We start from the raw sequence: 16,988 nt of genomic DNA, 5'->3' as shown, positions 1-16,988 counted from the left end.
CCCCAGAGAATGTCGGATGACCCGGTTGCGCAGGACGAACCGGCTCGGCGTCGGATGGCTCCCCGGCGGCAGTTCCCCGAGCACGAGCCCCTGGGCGGCGATCCGGCCGAGGAGGCCGGCATGCCCGCGCGGGTAGGGCACGTCCACCCCGCAGGCCAGCACGGCGGCCGTCGCACCGCCCGCGGCCAGGGCGCCCCGATGGGCGGCGCCGTCGATCCCGTACGCCGCCCCCGAGACGACCACCCAGCCGCGCTCGGCCAGCCCGGCGGCGAGGGTCTGGGCCATGTGTGCCCCGTACGGGGTGCAGGCTCGCGCCCCGACCACCGAGACCGAGCGCAGCGCCCAGGTCCGCAGGCTCGGCCGGCCCCGCACCCACAGCCCGACGGGCCGGGCATCACCCAGCTCGTCCAGCTGGGTCGGCCACTCCGCCGACGGCGGGCACACGAACCTCCCGCCCGCCTCGGCGACGGCCGCCAGGTCCCGCCGCGGGTCGGCCAGCGCCGCCCGTCTGCGATAGCCGGCCAGCCGCTCGGCGCCGACCCCGGTCAGCACCCCGGGGTCCGGCTCGGGCCCGGTCAGCAGCCGTATCAGCCCGACCGCCCCGTACGCGCGCAGCCAGCGCCCGCCGTGCTCCTCCCCCGGCTCCAGCACCCGGGTCAGCGCGGCCCTCGCCAGCACCTCCGGCCCCGGCTCCGACTCCGATCCCCTCCCCGGATCCGGCCCCGGCTCGGGGGCTGAGCAGCCGAGGGGGTCCGTGGGGCCGGTCATGAGCCCGGGCCCATCGCCGCCGTCGCTCCGCGGGCGATGCCCGTACGCAGTTCCAGGGCGACGGCCACGTCCAGCGGGTCGGGGCGGTCGTGACCGCGCAGGTCCGCCACCGTCCAGGCGACCCGGAGCACCCGGTCCAGGCCCCGCGCGGTCAGCAGCCCTCGCTCCAGGTCCCGCTCCGCCTGGGCCATCGCACCCGGCCCGGCCTGCCAGCGGGTCCGCAACTCGTACCCGGGCACCTCGGCGTTGAGCCGCCACGGGGTCCCGGCCAGCCGGACCGCGGCCCGGTCCCGGGCTTCCCGGACCCGGTCGGCGACCACCGCCGTGGCTTCGCCCCGGCCGCTGCGGCCCAGCAGATCGGAGCGGGTGACCGGCTCGACCTCCACCCTGAGGTCCACCCGGTCCAGCAGCGGCCCCGACAGCCGGGCCTGGTAGCGCCGGATCACCGAGGCCGGGCATTCGCAGCCGGCCCCGTGCAGGGTGTGGCGGCCGCACGGGCAGGGGTTGGCCGCGAGGACCATCAGGAACCTGGCCGGCAGCCTCACCACCCCGGCGGCCCGCGCGATGACCACGTGCCCGGCTTCGAGGGGCTGTCGCAGCGCGTCCAGGACCTTGGTGCTGAACTCCGCCGCCTCGTCCAGGAAGAGCACTCCCCTGTGGGCCAGCGACACCGCTCCGGGTCTGGGCACCCCCGCCCCGCCCCCGACCAGGGACTGCATGGTCGCCGAGTGGTGCGGAGCGCAGTAGGGAGGCCGGGCGACGAGCGGTTCGCCCGGGGGCAGGAGGCCCGCGACCGAGTGGACGGCCGTGACCTCCAGGGAGTCCTGCCGGGTGAGGGGCGGCAGGATCCAGGGGATCCGCTCGGCGAGCATCGTCTTGCCGGCGCCCGGAGGTCCGCTCAGGAAGATGTGGTGGCCCCCGGAGGCGGCCACTTCCAGGGCCCGGCGGGCGCAGTGCTGTCCGGCGACGTCCGCGAGGTCCGGGAAGTCCCGCCCGTCCTCGCCGCCCCGGGCCACCCCGGTACCGAGCCCGGCGCCGGGGACGACCAGTCCGGCCAGCATCGGGTCGGGCCGTCCGGACGGATCCGGTGGATCCTCCTCGGGCACCACCCCGTCGGTCAGCACCGCGATCAACTGCCGCAGGCTGCGCACCCCGAGCACCGAGACGTCCGGGACCAGCATGGCCTCGGCCGCGCACTGCTGCGGAACCACGACCTGCCGGTATCCGGCCTCGGCCGCGGCGAGCACGGCCGGCAGGATCCCGCGGACGGGTCGCACCCGGCCGTCCAGGCCCAGCTCCCCGATGAGCACGAGATCGGCGATCACGGCGGGGTCGACCACCTCGGCGGCCCCGAGGACCGCCGCCGCGACGGCCAGGTCGAAACCGGCGCCGCTCTTCGGTACCGAGGCCGGGCTGAGGCCGACGGTGAGCTTCTTCTGCGGCCAGGCGGCCCCGGAGTTCACCACGGCCGCCCGGACCCGGTCCCGGCTCTCGGTCAGGGTCTTGTCGGGCAGCCCCACCAGGGTGAAGGCTGCGACCCCCGGCTCCAGGTCGGCCTGCACCTCGACCACCACGCCCTCGACGCCCACCAGGGCGACCGAGCAGGCTCGCGCGAACCCCATCAGGCGGCCCCCCTGATGTGCTCCACCACGGGCGCACCGCGCCGCGGCAGCAGGACTCCGACCAGGTCGATGCGGACCCCGCCCGGGGGTGGTCCGCCGTGATCGGCGAGCCAGCGCCCGGCGAGCCTCCGCAGCCGCTCGGCCTTGCCGGGCCGCAGGGCGGCCATGGGGTGTTCGAACTCCCCCGCCCGCCGGGTCTTGACCTCGCACACGACGAGGGCGTCCCCGTCCCGGGCGACGATGTCGATCTCCCCGCTGCGGCACCGCCAGTTCCGCGCGATGACCGTCATCCCGGCCTCGGCGAGCCGCCGCGTCGCGAGCTCCTCGCCGTACCGTCCCAATGCCTGCTGTGCCACGCCCTTCGCGTTCATCCGGCACCACCTCCGGCACCGACGGTCCCGCGTCCCCGCCCACCTTGTGGATCTTGGTGGACAGTCAGGGCATTGTGGACAACCCCCTCACTCCTGCGGGTGAACCGGGCGGCTCGGGAGCACCCCTCCCCGGGCCGCCGACAAGGGGCCGGCCTAGCTCCCCGGAAGTTCGAGATCGCTCTTGTTGAGCTCCTCGATGTTCACGTCCTTGAAGGTCAGCACCCGTACCTGCTTCACGAACCGGGCGGGCCGGTACATGTCCCAGACCCACGCGTCGGCCATCGAGACCTCGAAAAAGACCTCGCCCTGGACCGAGTGCACCTGCATCTCGTAGTCGTTGGTGAGGTAGAAACGACGTTCCGTCTCGATCACATACTTGAACAGCCCGACGACGTCGCGGTACTCCCGATAGAGCTTCAGCTCCATCTCGGTCTCGTACTTCTCGAGGTCCTCGGCACTCATGGCATGTTCCCCTTCAGCCTGCGTCCCCCTATTGTGCGCCAGGCCCGTGCGCCCCTAAACGATTTCCGGAGCCAGGTTCACGGGCGCACCCGGGGGACCGTCGTCGAGCAGCGTGCGGAGCAGCTCCGCGAGTCTGGTCGGGTACACCGTCTCACGGGCCGCCAGGAGTTCCTCGGAGGTCCACCACCTGGCCCCGGAGACGCTGCGCCGCTCCAGCTCGGTGAGGCCGCCCATCTCGGTCTCCGTGCGTGCGGTCCGGGCCAGGAAGTACCACTCGTCCTGCTCCCAGCGGCGCCCGTCGAAGGGGAACTCGCAGTAGCGGTGCCACAGCACCGGACCCAGCTCCACCTCGGTGATCCCGGTCTCCTCCGCGAGCTCGCGCAGCGCGGCCTCTTCCCGGGTCTCGGCCCCCTCCAGGCCGCCTCCCGGGGTGAACCACCAGTCGTCCGCCGGATCGCCCGGCTCGAAGCCGTGGAGCAGCAGGATCCGGTCCTCGGGGTCCAGCAGCACCACGCGCGAGACCCTGCGCGGCTCCGCGCCTCCCGCACCCGGGCCGGCCTGCGCCGGCTTCGCGTCAGCGGACACCGGCCGGCTCCTTCCTGCGGCCGCGCCCGAGGACCCGTACGACGGGCCCGTACGCGGCTCCGAGCAGGACCAGCACGGCCCCGACCGCCACGGCGGCCACCTGGAGCCGCAGCGGCCCCGCCTTGGAGATCCCGCCGGGCAGGGCCGCGTAGGTCTGCGGCCGCTCCAGCATCGACATGGAGGGCCACACCAGGGCGTCGACCCGGGCCTTCACGACCGACCGGGGCACCGTGCCCTGGCCGGCTTCCTGCAGGTGCGCCCGGGAGTCCAGGGAGGTGCCGCGGCGGTCGCCCAGCAGGAAGAGGCTGCCCTCGGGGACGGTCACCTCGAACGGAGTCCGCGAGGCGGATCCGCCCGGCGCGCCCACCACGTCGAGCTTCTCCTCCGCGATGTACGGCTCGTCGAGCTCCTTGCCGTTCACGGTGAGCCGGCCGCCCTCGCCACAGCATTTGACGGTGTCCCCGCCGATGCCGACGACGCGCTTGACCATGGGCGAAGCGCTCCACTGCTCGTCCTTGAAGACGACCACGTCCCCGCGCCGCACTTCACCGCCGTCGATGCGCTGGGCCAGTACGTGGTCCCCGGGCATCACCGTCGGCATCATCGAGTCGGTCGGCACCGTGTACGGCTGGTACACGACGGCCCCCCACACGAAGCCGCCCAGGAAGAGCGCAAAGCCGATGGCCACGGCGATTCCCGACAACACGTTGCCGAAACCGCCGCGGCCATCGCCGTTACCTGCTCGTATCGCTTGTGTTCCGCCCATTGCAGCGCCCCCACACTCGGAGATCGTCGACCTGGGCGGCACCCTACCTGCCAGTACGCCCCGAGGTCAGCTTCCGTCGGCGCCACAGTACGACCGGCACCGCGCCGGCGAACCCGAGAGCGGCCGGGCCGAGCCCGACCGGTGCCAGTCCGGAGGCCCCGAGACCGAGCGCAGTGGCCTTGGCCTGGTTGCCGATGCCCGGCTGGTCGAAGGTGTCCGGGACCGGCAGGGTGGACCAGCGGGTGAGCGGCCACGCGACCACCACGGCCCGCCCGACGACATCACTGACGGGCACGAAGCCCTGGGTGGAGTCCTGCTGGTGGTAGCGGGAGTCCTGGGAGTTCTGCCGGTGGTCGCCCATCACCCAGATCTTGCCCTTGGGCACCGTGAGCGGCCCGAAGGGGAAGTCGTCGCACGGGGTGTTGCCGGGGAAGATGTACGGCTCGTCGAGGGCCTTGCCGTTGACCATGACCGGGCCGCCCCGCTTGCACTCGACCGTGTCGCCACCGATCGCGATCGTGCGCTTGATCAGGTCCTTCTCCTCCGCGGACGGCATGAGGCCGATCCAGCTGAGGGCCTTCTGCGCGATGTTCGGCTCGGGGGTGGCCTCCCCGCTCAGCCAGTTCGCGGGGTCGTGGAAGACCACGACCTCCCCGCGCTCGGGCTCCGATCCGAACCAGGGCGTCAGCTTGTCGACCAGCACCCGGTCACCCCGCTGAAGGGTGTTCTGCATGGAGTCGGACGGGATCGAGAACGCCTGCACCAGGAAGGTCTTGATCAGCAGAGCGAGCAGCAGGGCGATTCCGACCAGGAGCGGCAGCTCCTTCCAGAACGAGCGGTGCGGGCGTGCCGCCACGCCGTCCGTCTCATCGCTGTCGCGCTGGACGGCATCGTGCTCGTGGGCGTCGTCCGGCTGCTCGCCACCTTCGTCGCGTCCGGACCGTGCGCCTACCGCCACATCCCCCACATCCACTCCTCATTCGGAAATCGACGCCCGGGCCTGATCAGGCACGGGCCCTCCCCTCCCTTAACGACCGGGAGTTCCCGAAGGCGCGGGAGACCCAGGACACACTATGCGAACGACGTGCTCCGACGGCGCCGACGGGGCGCGCGGCGTCCGGCGCGCGCCTGGTCCGGCACCATCCGGAAGGTGGCGGGCTGTTCGAGGCGGCGCCAGTGCCCGAACGGCCAGGCGATCACCACGGCCTGGCCGACCACCTCCTTCTCGTCGACGGTGCCCTGGAAGGCCTCGTCGAGGTGGTAGCGGGAGTCGGCCGAGTTGGCCCGGTGGTCGCCCATGACGAAGATCCGCCCCTCGGGCACGTGGACCTCGAAGCGGATCTCCGAGGGCGCGTTGCCCGGGTTGATGTACGGCTCTTCGAGCGGCGAGCCGTTGACGCTGACCCGGCCGCGGGCGTCGCAGCACTTCACGGTGTCCCCGCCGACCCCGATGACCCGCTTGATCAGGTCCTGTTCGTCGGCCGAGGGCAGCAGGCCGATGAAGGTCAGGGTCTGCTTGACCTGCTTGACCCCCACCGGGTCCGGTTCCGGACGCTCGCTCTCGCCGCCGAGCCAACCGCCGGGGTCCTTGAACACGACGACGTCGCCGCGTTCGACCTTGGCGCCGAACCAGGGCGTCAGCTTGTCCACCAGGACCCGGTCGCCGATCCGGATCGTCTCCTCCATGGAGCCCGACGGGATGAAGAAGGCCTGCACCAGGAAGGTCTTGAGGATCAGGGCGATGCACAGCGCGACCACCACCAGCAGGGGCAGCTCTCCCACCCTGCGGGTACGCCGCCTGCGCCGGACCCGGCGGGCCAGCCGTCGCCGGTCCGCCCGGCCGCCGACCTCGGCGCCACCGGCCTCGGCGCCGCCGGCCGGCACCGGGGCCTCGGCCCGGGTCACGGCCTCGGGCTCGTCCCGCTCGCCTCTCGGGCGCCCCCGGCTACCCACGGCCGCCGCCCGCGGAGGCCACGGAGCCCCAGCGCGAGACCGGCCAGCCGATCCCGTCGGCCCGCCCGATCACCTTCTCCACCGGTACCATCCCCCCGCCCGGTTCCCCCAGGTGATCCCGGGAGTCCCGGGACTGGGAACGATGGTCTCCCATGACCCACAGGGTCCCAAGGGGCACGACGATCCGGAAGGGCACCTTGGAGCCCGTGTCGCCGGGGAACAGGTAGGGCTCGTCCAACGGCACTCCGTTGACCTTGATCCGGCCGTGCTCGTCGCACACCACGTCGTCGCCGCCGACGCCGACGACCCGCTTCACGAAGTCGGTGTCGGAGGGCTCGGCCAGCCCGAGCGCCGAGGCCGCACCGTGCAGGGCGTTCCCGAGGGGGTTCCCGGCCGGGGCCTCGGGCACGAAGGAGCCCGTGCCGTCGAAGACCACGACGTCCCCGCGCTTCGGCTGGTCGCCGAAACGGTACGCCAGCTTGTTGACCAGCACCCGGTCCCCGACCTCGAGCGTGGGCTCCATCGAGCGGCTCGGGATGAGGAAGGGCTGGAGCACGAAATTGCTGAGCAGCAGCAGGAAGACGGTGCAGGCCACGCCCAGCAGCCCGGCCCGCCGCCAGGTCAGCCACCCCGCACCGGAAGCCGAATCCGCCTCGGGAGCGGAAGCCGCGCCCGATGGGGAATCCCCTTCGGGAAACACGAAACGCGACCGCCCCTCCCCCTCGTCGGGGGAAGAGTGGCCGCGCTGCGTGTGAGGTGCTTCGGTGTCCATCGGGGGCGAGCCTATCCGGCCGTCCCCCCAAGACGCAGAGCAGATCAGCGGTCGCGCTTCTCCTTGATCTTCGCGGCCTTGCCGCGGAGCTCACGGAGGAAGTACAGCTTGGCGCGACGCACGTCACCGCGGGTGACGAGCTCGATCTTCTCGAAGATCGGGGAGTGGACCGGGAAGGTACGCTCCACGCCGACGCTGAAGGAGACCTTGCGGACGGTGAAGGTCTCGGAGACGCCAGCGCCCTGGCGACGGATGACTACACCCTTGAACTGCTGGATACGGGAGCGGTTGCCCTCGATCACGCGGACGTGCACGTTGATCGTGTCACCCGGGCGGAAGGCCGGCAGGTCCGAGCGGAGCGTGGCGGCGTTGACGCCATCGAGCAGGTGAGACATGTAATTCGTCTGCTTTCTTCGCATGACGCCACAGGCCGCCGATGCGGGGTTTCCGTAGAGAATTCGGGAGTTGCGGGACTCGGCGGACGACGGTCCCCCTGTGGCAGGGGCGTACGCGAGCACACAACAGCCGCCTATTCTTCCACGGTCTGGGGCCTACGCCAAAATCGGCCGTCAGGGGAAGGCTTCCAGCCCAGGATGGACAGCACCTCGCGGTCCTTCTTGTCGAAGGCGGAGGCCTCGCAGCGCTCGATCAGGTCCGGGCGGTTGCTCGCGGTCCGGCGGAAGGCCTCGTCGCGGCGCCACCGGGCGATCTTGCCGTGGTGCCCGCTGACCAGGACCTCCGGGATGCCGCGGCCGCGCCACTCCGGGGGCTTGGTGTAGACGGGGCCTTCGAGCAGGTTCGCCATGTCGCCGGGTGCGAAGGAGTCGTCGCGGTGCGATTCGGCGTTGCCGAGGACCCCGGGCAGCAGCCGGGCCACGGCCTCGGTGACGACCAGGACGGCCGCCTCGCCGCCGGCCAGGACGTAGTCCCCGATGGAGACCTCGTAGACCGGGATGCGGGTGGCGTACTCGTCCATGACCCGGCGGTCGATGCCCTCGTACCGGGCCGGGGTGAAGATCAGCCAGGGGCGCTCGGAGAGCTCGACCGCCAGCTCCTGGGTGAACGGCCGGCCGCTGGGGGTCGGGACCACCATGACGGGCCCGTGCGCGCCCGCCTCGTAGCCGTCGGCCAGCGCCTCGTCCAGGGCCTCGCCCCACGGGTCGGTCTTCATGACCATCCCGGGGCCGCCCCCGTACGGGGTGTCGTCCACCGTGTTGTGCCGGTCGTACGTCCATTCCCGCAGGTCGTGGACGTGCACGTCGAGCTGCCCGCGGGCCCGGGCCTTGCCGACCAGGGAGACGTTGAGCGGCTCCAGGTACTCGGGGAAGATCGTGACGACGTCCAGCCGCATCAGGCGCCGCCCCCGGCGGCCCCGGCGTTCTCCGAACCGTCGGCCTCGGTCCCGGCCTCGGCGGCGTCGCGCTCGGACGCGATCTCGGCGCGGTCGTCGATCAGCCCCGGCGGCGGGGTGATGACGCAGCGCTGCTCTTCGAGGTCGATCTCGGCGACGATCTCCTCGACGAAGGGGATCATCACCTCGGTGCCGTCCGGCCGCTCGACGATGAACAGGTCCTGCGAGGGCAGGTGCGAGATCTCGGTGATCCGCCCGACCGCGGTGCCGTCCTCGAGGACCACGTCCAGGTCCATCAGCTGGTGGTCGTAGTACTCGTCCTCCTCTTCGGGCAGCTCCGACGGGTCCACCTCGGCGATGAGCAGGATGTTGCGCAGCGCCTCGGCGCCGGTACGGTCCTTGACTCCCGCGAAGCGCAGCATCAGCCGCCCGCTGTGCACCCGGCCCGTCTCCACCGTCAGCGGTCCCGCCGACGCCGGTTCGGTCTGGAGCACGGCACCGGGCCCGAGCCTCAGCTCGGGCTCGTCGGTCCGCACCTCGACGGTGACCTCACCCTTGATCCCGTGGGCGCGGCCGATCCGCGCGACTACCAGCTGCACTGTGCATCTCTCCTGTTCAGACGACGACGGGCCGGGGCGGGCACGTATGCCCTCCCCGGCCCGTGCCGGTGTTTCACTCTTGCAGTGGACGCGGTCTCAGCGGACCTGGTCCACGTCGACGAGGTCGACGCGGATCCCCCGGCCGCCGATGGCGCCCACGACCGTACGCAGAGCACGTGCGGTGCGGCCGTTGCGGCCGATCACCTTGCCGAGGTCGTCGGGGTGGACCCGAACCTCAAGCACCTGCCCGCGACGCAGGTTGCGCGAGGCGACCTGCACTTCGTCGGGGTTGTCCACGATGCCCTTCACGAGGTGCTCAAGAGCCTCCTCGAGCATGCTCAGGCCTCGGTCGACTCGGCGGTCTCGGCCTCAGCCTCGTCCGCCTTCTTGTCGGCCTTCTTAGCCTTCTGCGTGATGGCTTCGCCCTTGCCCTCGCCGATGCCCTCGAGGGCCTTGGCGAACTCGTCGAAGGAGCGACGCTTGTTCTCCTTCGTCGCCGGCTGCAGCAGCGGCGCGGGGGCCGGAAGGCCCTTGTGCGCCTGCCAGTCACCGGTCAGCTTCAGGATGGCGAGCACAGCCTCGGTGGGCTGGGCGCCGACCGACAGCCAGTACTGCGCACGCTCGGCGTTGACCTCGATGCGCGACGGGTTGTACGTCGGGTGGTACAGACCGATCTCTTCGATCGCACGACCATCGCGGCGGGTGCGCGAGTCGGCGACGACGATGCGGTAGTGCGGCTGGCGAATCTTGCCGAGGCGCTTGAGCTTGATCTTGACTGCCACTGGAGTGGTGTCTCCTGAACTTGACGTGGTTGGGCACATGAGATGCCACGTGGGGTTGCGGTACTCGGGTGCCCGATGGACGCGTCAGCCGGAGGAGAGAGGGGTCCTATGCGACTGTCGAGTACAGCTAGCTATTGTGCCACACGCCCGAGGCGCCTCGCCCGCCCGGTCAGGAAGCGGCGGCCGACAGCGCGACCTCGGGAATGCGGAAGGGTTTCATGCAGCCGCCGCACACGATCGGGGCCTGGGCCAGCACCGACGGGACCACCCGGACGTTGCGCCCGCAGTCACAGACGGCCTTGACGCGGACACCACCACCGGAGGAGCCGTGCCGGGCCGCCGGACCGCGGAAGCTGCGCTTGGTGTCGGCGGCCGTCGCCACGGTGTGGGCCTTCAGGGCGCGCTGGAGCCGCTCCATGGTGGGGCGGTAGCGCTTCTTCGCCTCGGGGTTGAGCGTGACCAGCGAGAAGCCACTGCTCGCATGTGGCTCGTCGGCGTGGTCCAGCCCCATCTCCTCGGCGATCGCGAGGAACCTGCGGTTGTGGTAGCGGCCGGCACGCGAAGTGTCACGCACGCCGCGGGCTGCGGCGATGCCGTGGACTGCCTCGTGCAGCAGTCGCTCGAAGGAGAGCTCGGCGCCACAGGCGGACGAGGACTCTCCGATCAGGGACTCGGGCGCGGCAAGGTCAGGCAGCTCGGGGTGGTACCGCTGAATATCGGCCCACGCCTGCGCCAGCTCTGCGGCGAGAACAGGGGGTGTCGTGCTCACGTCGTGACAACGAGCCGGGGTGCCCCGGTGTTCCGATTCCGGGCCATTCCAAATTTTTTGCACGTACCAGTCAGTTCAGTCTCATGCGTCCCGACGAGGACGGGTGCGCAGATCTCCGGAGGAGTCGGTACGTAACGACGACTACACCCCGGCGCGCGGCAGGAGCCGCGCGCCGGGGTGCAGGAGTCACCGGAGGTCCGGCTAGTACGAGCGCGCGACGATCGCGAGGGTACCGGGGGCGTCGTCCGCGTCCGGGACGGACCCGTCCTCGGCGATCAGGCAGCGTACGGAGACCGCCTGCTCGGCGAGCTTCGCCTCGCCCTCGGGGCCGAGGTCGGCCCACGGGATCCGCGCCCAGCCACCGGCGATGGCGGCCTCGGCGGCCTCCTCGATGGTGGTGACGTCGGAGGTACGCGCGATGCGGCGCTCGCGGGACTCGCGCAGCAGCTGCTCCTGGTCCTCCTCGAGCACCTTGGGCAGCAGGGCGGCGAGGTCGGAGATCTGCACGGCCTCCTTGCCGCCCGGGATCCGGCGGGCCAGCATCGCAGTGCCGGCCTCCAGGTCGCGGGGGCCGATCTCGACGCGGACCGGTACGCCCTTGAGCTCCCAGTCCACGGCGCGGCGGCCGAAGGGGGTGTCGACGCGGTCGTCGACGAACACCCGCAGGCCCGCGGCCTTGAGCTGGGCGCCCAGCTCGCGGACCTTGGTGACGGCCTCGTCGCCCTTGATCGCCATGACGACGACCTGGACGTGCGCGAGGCGCGGCGGGACCCGCAGGCCGTTGTCGTCGCCGTGCGACATGATCAGGCCGCCGACCATGCGGGTCGAAACGCCCCACGAGGTCTGCCAGACGAGCTCCTGCTTGCCTTCCTTCGACAGGTACTGCGTGTTGAAGGCCTTGGCGAAGTTGGTGCCGAGCTCGTGGCTCGTGCCCAGCTGCAGGGCCTTGCCGTCGCCCATCATGCCCTCGAGGGTGAGGGTGTTGATGGCGCCTGCGAAGCGCTCCTTGGCGGTCTTGCGGCCGAGCACGACGTCGATGCCGAGCACGTTGGTCATGAAGTCGCCGTAGACGTCCTTGTGGATGCGGGCGGCGTAGTCGCGGGCGTCCTCGTACGACACGTGGGCGGTGTGGCCCTCCTGCCAGAGGAACTCGCTCGTACGGAGGAACACGCGCGGGCGCATCTCCCAGCGGACCACGTTCGCCCACTGGTTGATCAGCAGGGGCAGGTCGCGGTAGCTCTGGACCCACTTGGAGAAGTAGTCGTTGATGATCGTCTCGGAGGTGGGGCGGACCACGATGGGCTCGTCCAGCTCCTTGCCGCCGCCGTGGGTGACGACCGCGAGCTCGGGGGCGAAGCCCTCCACGTGCTCGGCTTCCTTCGTCAGGTACGACTGCGGGATGAACAGCGGGAAGTACGCGTTCTGGGCGCCCGCGTCCTTGATGCGCGCGTCCATCTCCTGCTGCATCCGCTCCCACAGCCCGTAGCCGTACGGTCGGATGACCATGGTGCCGCGTACCGGACCGTTGTCGGCCAGCTCGGCCTTGTTGATCAGATCCTGGTACCAGCGGGGAAAATCCTCCGCCTGGGGGGTGAGAACGGGTGCCTTTGCCATGGCGCGAATGGTACGGCGCCCGGGGCGGCGAGCGTGAATCGGGTGTGAATCGGGTGGCGCGCTCCTCTGGACGCGGGGGCGAATCGGGAGTTCTCTGGCAACGGGGGCATGGGGGCGAAACGGAATCAGGAGCGCTCTTTCGATGACACCGACGCCGACGGCGACGCTTGTCGCCCGGGACTGGGCGGAAATCCAGGAACGGATGCTGGTACCGCTGTACGAAGCGGTCTACGACCGGCTGGAGGTCGGGCCGGGCGACCGGCTGCTCGGCCTGGACTGCGGGGCCGGACTGGCCCTTCTGCTGGCCTGCGGACGGGGAGCCCTGGCCACGGGTGTGGAGAGGGATCCCGCGCGCCGCGCGCTGGCGCGCGAACGGCTGCTGGAGGTGGTGGCGGCCCCGCCCGAGCCCACGGCGCCCTACGACGTGCTGCTGGCCTTCTCCCCCGCCCCGGGGGCCCTGGCCGCGGCGCTGCCGGCGCTGCGGCGGCCGGGCGGGACGGTGGTGCTGGCCGACTGGGGGCCCGCGGAGCGGTGCACGGTGCCCTCGGTGCTGGGCGGCGGGCCGGTCTCCCGGGACCTGGACGCGATGGTGGCGCGGGCCGGGCTGGTGCCGGACGGGTCGGGGCGGGTGTTCTGCCCCTTCGGGTACGCGGACGTGGACAGCGCGGTGCGCGGGCTGCTGTCGACCGGACTGTATGAAGCCGCGGCGGCGGACCCGGTGCAGGTGGAGAAGGAGCTGGCGGAGGCGCTTCACCCGTACGAGCGAGGCGACGGGGCGGTCTGGCTGCCGAACATCTTCCGCTACGTGATCGCCCGTACGGCGTAACCGCCGTTGCGGGGCTGAGGAGATCAGCCCCGCCGGCGGCTACTTGTGGAGGCGGGGGATGCCCGCAGCGGCGTAGGCGGCCGGTTCGTCCAGGGTCTCGTTCGCCATCAGGGCCTGCGCGAGGGCGTCCAGCTTGTCGCGGTTCTCGCGCAGCAGCCGGCAGGCCTCCGCGTAGCACTCGTCCACGATCCGCCGCATCTCGTGGTCCACCGCGTCGAGGGTGGCGGGGGCCGCGGAGAGTCCGTAGGGGCTCTGTCCGTCCGAGGGGATCGCGGTGAGGCGGCCGATGCGCTCGCTCATGCCCCAGCGGCCGACCATGCCCCGGACGATGCTGGTGACCTGTTCGAGGTCGTTCTCCGCGCCCGTGGTGATGACCTCGTAGACGGTCTGCTCGGCCGCCATGCCGCCCAGCGCTCCGATGATGCGGCCGCGGAGGTAGTCCTCCGTGTACGCGTAGCGGTCCGCCTCCGGCGTCGAGAGGGTGACACCGAGCGCACGGCCTCGCGGGACGATGGTGATCTTGCGGACCGGGTCGGCGCCCGGCTGGAGCATGCCCAGCAGGGCGTGACCGCTCTCGTGGTAGGCCGTACGGCGGCGCTCCTCCTCCGGCATCACCAGCGGCCGCTCCGCGCCGAGCTGAACCTTCTCCAGCGCATCCGACAGGTCGGACTGGGTGACCTGCTTCTGCTGGCGTTTGACGGCCAGCAGCGCGGCCTCGTTGGCCAGGTTGGCCAGGTCCGCGCCCGTCATGCCCGGGGTGGTGCGGGCAACCTGCGCCAGGTCGACGCTCTCGGCGAGGGGGATGTCCCGCGTGTGGATCCGCAGGATCGCCTCGCGGCCGCCCTTGTCGGGCGGGGACACGACCACCAGGCGGTCGAAGCGGCCCGGCCGGGTCAGGGCCGGGTCCAGGACGTCGGCCCGGTTGGTCGCGGCCAGGACGACCACGCCCTCCGAGCCGGAGAAGCCGTCCATCTCGGTGAGGATCTGGTTCAGGGTCTGTTCGCGTTCGTCGTGGCCGCCCATGGCCGCGCCGCCGCCGCGGGCCCGCCCGATGGTGTCGATCTCGTCGATGAAGATGATCGCCGGGGCCACCTTGCGCGCCTCGTTGAAGAGTTCGCGCACCCGGGACGCGCCGACGCCGACGATCATCTCGATGAACTCGGAGGCGGAGGCGGAGAAGAACGGCACCCCGGCCTCGCCCGCGACGGCGCGCGCCAGCAGGGTCTTGCCGGTGCCGGGCGGGCCGGAGAGCAGGACGCCGCCGGGCATCCGGGCGCCCATCTTGCGGTACTCGTCCGGGTTCTTGAGGAAGTCCACGACGTCGTTGAGCTCGCCCTCGACCTCGTCGATGCCCGCCACGTCCTCGAAGGTCGTGCGCTTGGCGCCCTCCAGCTCCACCGGCTTCGGCGGCGCCTTGCGGCCGAGTCCGCCCATGCCCGCGCCCATCCGGCGGGCGATGAACACCCACAGGAGGACGAGCAGCAGCATCGGGGCCAGGGAGAGCAGGAGGTTGGCGAGGAAGCTGCGCTGTTCGACGACCGGGGAGGCGGTGACGACCACGTTCTGCTTGGTGAGGTTGGCCCACAGGTCGTCGTCGGCGAAGGCCGGGCGCTGGGAGACGAATTTGGTGTAGTCGCCCTTGTCTCCGTCCGGCTTGGGCTGTCCGGTCTTCAGCTGGCCCTGGATGGCGTCGCCCTTGGAGTAGATCTTCGAGACGTTGCCGTTGGCGACCTGCTTGCTGAACTCGGTGTACGAGATGGTCGCCTCGTCGCCCTCGTTGAAGAAGGAGAGCACCAGGTTGGTGATCAGGTAGACGATCAGGGCGGTGAGGATCAGGCCGCGCCAGCCCCCGGGCATCCTCTTCTTCGGCGGCGGGGTGGGCGGTGCGCCCTCGGAGCGCCAGGGCGTATCGGCCCGGTCGCGGGGCGGTACGGGGGTGGGGCTGGGCACGTGGCCTCCTTCTGCCGTCCTCCCGGCCGACCATAAGCGACAAACCCGCCCATTGCCCCCGCAGAAACGGGAGGGCCCCGTCCACCGGATCCGGTGGACGGGGCCCTCCCGCGGGCGCTCGCGCAGGTACTCGCGCAGATGCTCGCGCCGTTACTTCATGAACTTCTTGAACTCGTCCGGGAGGTCGAAGTCCTGGCCGGGCTGCGCCCCGCCGGCCGGAAGGCCGAAGGGGTTGCCGCCGGCGGCGGGCTCGACCGCCTGCGGACCCTGCTCCTTGCGGAGCGCGGCCGCGGCCTCTTCTTCCTTGCGCTTCATCGGGTTGCCGCTCTTGCGCTTGCCCTTGGCCTGCTTGATCTGCTTCTTCTGCCGGCCGGGGCCGCCACCCATCCCGGGGATGCCCGGCATCCCGGGCATGCCGCCGCCCTGGGCCATGCGGGACATCATCTTGCGGGCCTCGAAGAACCGCTCGACGAGGCCCTTCACTGCGCTGACCTCGGCACCGGAGCCCTTGGCGATACGGGCGCGGCGCGAGCCGTTGATGAGGTGCGGGTCCTGGCGCTCGGCCGGGGTCATCGACTTGATGATCGCGGCCATGCGGTCGACGTCGCGCTCGTCGATGTTGTTGATCTGGTCCTTGATCTGGCCCATGCCCGGGAGCATGCCGAGCAGCTTGGAGATGGAGCCCATCTTGCGGACCTGCTCCATCTGGGCCAGGAAGTCGTCGAGCGTGAACTCCTTCGGCCCCTTCGCCAGCTTGGCCGCCATCTTCTCGGCTTCGGCCTGGCTGAAGGTCTTCTCGGCCTGCTCGATGAGGGTGAGCATGTCACCCATGTCGAGGATCCGGCCCGCCATGCGGTCGGGGTGGAAGGCGTCGAACTCGTCGAGCTTCTCGCCGTTCGAGGCGAACATGATCTGCTTGCCGGTGACGTGCGCGATGGAGAGCGCGGCGCCACCGCGGGCGTCGCCGTCGAGCTTCGACAGCACGACACCGTCGAAGCCGACGCCGTCGCGGAAGGCCTCGGCGGTGTTGACCGCGTCCTGGCCGATCATGGCGTCGACGACGAAGAGGATCTCGTCCGGGCTGACGGCGTCGCGGATGTCCGCGGCCTGCTGCATCAGCTCCTGGTCGATGCCGAGGCGGCCGGCGGTGTCGACGACGACCACGTCGTACTGCTTGGTGCGCGCGTACTCGATGGAGTCCTTGGCGACCTGGACCGGGTCGCCGACGCCGTTGCCGGGGGCGGGCGCGTAGACGGCGACGCCGGCGCGCTCCGCGACGACGGAGAGCTGGTTGACGGCGTTGGGGCGCTGGAGGTCGCACGCGACGAGGAGCGGGGTGTGGCCCTGCCCCTTGAGCCACAGGCCGAGCTTTCCGGCGAGGGTGGTCTTACCGGCACCCTGAAGACCGGCGAGCATGATCACCGTGGGCGCGGTCTTGGCGAAGCGCAGCCGCCGGGTCTCGCCGCCGAGGATCGAGACGAGCTCGTCGTTGACGATCTTGAGGACCTGCTGGCCCGGGTTCAGGGCCTTGGAGACCTCTTCGCCGCGGGCGCGCTCCTTGACGTTCGCGATGAAGGAGCGGACGACCGGGAGCGCGACGTCGGCCTCGAGGAGGGCGATACGGATTTCCCGCGCCGCAGCGTCGATGTCCTGCTCGGAGAGGCGGCCTTTGCCCCGGAGGGACTTGAAGGTCGCGCTGAGGCGGTCGGAAAGCGTATCGAACACGGTGGTCGCGATTCCTCGGGTCGGGGGCGTGTGGTCGTCCCCCAGGGTATCGGGCCGCGCCACCCCTCCGGCC

At 71.4% G+C, this 16,988-nt stretch carries 18 protein-coding genes and 1 pseudogene; 1 reads left to right on the top strand and 18 read right to left on the bottom strand.

Going from position 1 to position 16,988, the window contains the following annotated elements; translation table 11 throughout:
• Positions 1-15: 15 nt before the first annotated feature.
• From OHU74_RS26120 to proS, 16 genes and pseudogenes are all read right to left on the bottom strand, one after another.
• Positions 16-768, bottom strand: a pseudogene (locus tag OHU74_RS26120) (DNA-processing protein DprA); the annotation flags it as partial.
• Complete coding sequence (locus OHU74_RS26115; protein ID WP_371618112.1) at positions 765-2,390, bottom strand: YifB family Mg chelatase-like AAA ATPase; 1,626 nt, start codon at positions 2,388-2,390, stop codon at positions 765-767. The gene OHU74_RS26115 and the pseudogene OHU74_RS26120, both read right to left, overlap by 4 nt.
• Positions 2,390-2,761 carry a YraN family protein gene (locus OHU74_RS26110; protein ID WP_215031530.1) on the bottom strand — a complete coding sequence of 124 codons (372 nt, stop codon included), beginning with the start codon at positions 2,759-2,761 and terminating at the stop codon, positions 2,390-2,392. Before OHU74_RS26110 ends, OHU74_RS26115 begins: the two co-directional genes overlap by 1 nt.
• Positions 2,762-2,914: 153 nt before the next feature.
• A complete protein-coding gene (locus OHU74_RS26105) occupies positions 2,915-3,223 on the bottom strand; it encodes a DUF2469 domain-containing protein (RefSeq protein WP_005311352.1) in 309 nt (102 codons plus the stop codon).
• A gap of 54 nt (positions 3,224-3,277) precedes the next feature.
• Positions 3,278-3,808: an NUDIX hydrolase gene (locus OHU74_RS26100; RefSeq protein WP_371618111.1), complete on the bottom strand. Its 531-nt coding sequence runs from the start codon at positions 3,806-3,808 to the stop codon at positions 3,278-3,280.
• On the bottom strand, positions 3,798-4,574 hold the full coding sequence (lepB, locus tag OHU74_RS26095; RefSeq protein ID WP_371618110.1) for a signal peptidase I: 777 nt from the start codon (positions 4,572-4,574) through the stop codon (positions 3,798-3,800). Before lepB (OHU74_RS26095) ends, OHU74_RS26100 begins: the two co-directional genes overlap by 11 nt.
• 43 nt (positions 4,575-4,617) lie before the next feature.
• Positions 4,618-5,541: a signal peptidase I gene (lepB, locus tag OHU74_RS26090; protein ID WP_330298806.1), complete on the bottom strand. Its 924-nt coding sequence runs from the start codon at positions 5,539-5,541 to the stop codon at positions 4,618-4,620.
• A gap of 104 nt (positions 5,542-5,645) precedes the next feature.
• Complete coding sequence (lepB, locus tag OHU74_RS26085) at positions 5,646-6,479, bottom strand: signal peptidase I (protein WP_371618109.1); 834 nt, start codon at positions 6,477-6,479, stop codon at positions 5,646-5,648.
• A 40-nt stretch (positions 6,480-6,519) separates the two neighbouring features.
• Positions 6,520-7,299 carry a signal peptidase I gene (lepB, locus tag OHU74_RS26080; protein WP_371618108.1) on the bottom strand — a complete coding sequence of 260 codons (780 nt, stop codon included), beginning with the start codon at positions 7,297-7,299 and terminating at the stop codon, positions 6,520-6,522.
• A 44-nt stretch (positions 7,300-7,343) separates the two neighbouring features.
• The gene (gene rplS / locus OHU74_RS26075; protein ID WP_330298804.1) at positions 7,344-7,694 is read right to left on the bottom strand and encodes a 50S ribosomal protein L19; all 351 of its coding nucleotides are present in this window, start codon (positions 7,692-7,694) and stop codon (positions 7,344-7,346) included.
• Between the two features lie 134 nt (positions 7,695-7,828).
• Positions 7,829-8,650 (bottom strand): tRNA (guanosine(37)-N1)-methyltransferase TrmD, encoded by an 822-nt coding sequence (gene trmD, locus OHU74_RS26070; RefSeq protein ID WP_371618107.1) that lies wholly within the window; start codon positions 8,648-8,650, stop codon positions 7,829-7,831.
• Positions 8,650-9,249 (bottom strand): ribosome maturation factor RimM, encoded by a 600-nt coding sequence (gene rimM / locus OHU74_RS26065; protein ID WP_371618106.1) that lies wholly within the window; start codon positions 9,247-9,249, stop codon positions 8,650-8,652. Before rimM ends, trmD begins: the two co-directional genes overlap by 1 nt.
• A gap of 96 nt (positions 9,250-9,345) precedes the next feature.
• Positions 9,346-9,585, bottom strand: coding sequence for an RNA-binding protein (locus OHU74_RS26060; protein WP_030011889.1), 240 nt, complete (start codon positions 9,583-9,585; stop codon positions 9,346-9,348).
• A 2-nt stretch (positions 9,586-9,587) separates the two neighbouring features.
• Positions 9,588-10,031, bottom strand: coding sequence for a 30S ribosomal protein S16 (gene rpsP / locus OHU74_RS26055; RefSeq protein WP_371618105.1), 444 nt, complete (start codon positions 10,029-10,031; stop codon positions 9,588-9,590).
• A 169-nt stretch (positions 10,032-10,200) separates the two neighbouring features.
• The gene (locus tag OHU74_RS26050; RefSeq protein WP_371618104.1) at positions 10,201-10,800 is read right to left on the bottom strand and encodes a hypothetical protein; all 600 of its coding nucleotides are present in this window, start codon (positions 10,798-10,800) and stop codon (positions 10,201-10,203) included.
• Positions 10,801-11,001: 201 nt separating this feature from the next.
• On the bottom strand, positions 11,002-12,414 hold the full coding sequence (gene proS, locus OHU74_RS26045) for a proline--tRNA ligase (protein WP_371618103.1): 1,413 nt from the start codon (positions 12,412-12,414) through the stop codon (positions 11,002-11,004).
• Between the two features lie 142 nt (positions 12,415-12,556).
• Here proS and OHU74_RS26040 point away from each other — a divergent pair, with 142 nt between their 5' ends.
• On the top strand, positions 12,557-13,240 hold the full coding sequence (locus OHU74_RS26040; protein ID WP_371618102.1) for a class I SAM-dependent methyltransferase: 684 nt from the start codon (positions 12,557-12,559) through the stop codon (positions 13,238-13,240).
• Positions 13,241-13,279: 39 nt separating this feature from the next.
• On the opposite strand, the gene ftsH is transcribed toward OHU74_RS26040, so the two are convergent.
• Both ftsH and ffh read right to left on the bottom strand, forming a co-directional pair.
• A complete protein-coding gene (gene ftsH, locus OHU74_RS26035; protein WP_371618101.1) occupies positions 13,280-15,190 on the bottom strand; it encodes an ATP-dependent zinc metalloprotease FtsH in 1,911 nt (636 codons plus the stop codon).
• A 150-nt stretch (positions 15,191-15,340) separates the two neighbouring features.
• Positions 15,341-16,915, bottom strand: coding sequence for a signal recognition particle protein (gene ffh / locus OHU74_RS26030; protein WP_371618100.1), 1,575 nt, complete (start codon positions 16,913-16,915; stop codon positions 15,341-15,343).
• Between the last annotated feature and the right edge of the window lie 73 nt (positions 16,916-16,988).

This window comes from Streptomyces sp. NBC_00454 (genome assembly GCF_041434015.1).
GTDB lineage: Bacteria > Actinomycetota > Actinomycetes > Streptomycetales > Streptomycetaceae > Streptomyces.
This window is presented reverse-complemented; position numbering and strand designations above follow the sequence as displayed.

Coding starts and splice junctions, on each gene's coding strand:
- OHU74_RS26115 (WP_371618112.1), bottom strand. CDS start 2,390: ATGGGGTTCGCGCGAGCCTGCTCGGTCGCCCTGGTGGGCGTCGAGGGC.
- OHU74_RS26110 (WP_215031530.1), bottom strand. CDS start 2,761: ATGAACGCGAAGGGCGTGGCACAGCAGGCATTGGGACGGTACGGCGAG.
- OHU74_RS26105 (WP_005311352.1), bottom strand. CDS start 3,223: ATGAGTGCCGAGGACCTCGAGAAGTACGAGACCGAGATGGAGCTGAAG.
- lepB (WP_371618110.1), bottom strand. CDS start 4,574: ATGGGCGGAACACAAGCGATACGAGCAGGTAACGGCGATGGCCGCGGC.
- lepB (WP_371618108.1), bottom strand. CDS start 7,299: ATGGACACCGAAGCACCTCACACGCAGCGCGGCCACTCTTCCCCCGAC.
- rplS (WP_330298804.1), bottom strand. CDS start 7,694: ATGTCTCACCTGCTCGATGGCGTCAACGCCGCCACGCTCCGCTCGGAC.
- trmD (WP_371618107.1), bottom strand. CDS start 8,650: ATGCGGCTGGACGTCGTCACGATCTTCCCCGAGTACCTGGAGCCGCTC.
- OHU74_RS26060 (WP_030011889.1), bottom strand. CDS start 9,585: ATGCTCGAGGAGGCTCTTGAGCACCTCGTGAAGGGCATCGTGGACAAC.
- proS (WP_371618103.1), bottom strand. CDS start 12,414: ATGGCAAAGGCACCCGTTCTCACCCCCCAGGCGGAGGATTTTCCCCGC.
- OHU74_RS26040 (WP_371618102.1), top strand. CDS start 12,557: ATGACACCGACGCCGACGGCGACGCTTGTCGCCCGGGACTGGGCGGAA.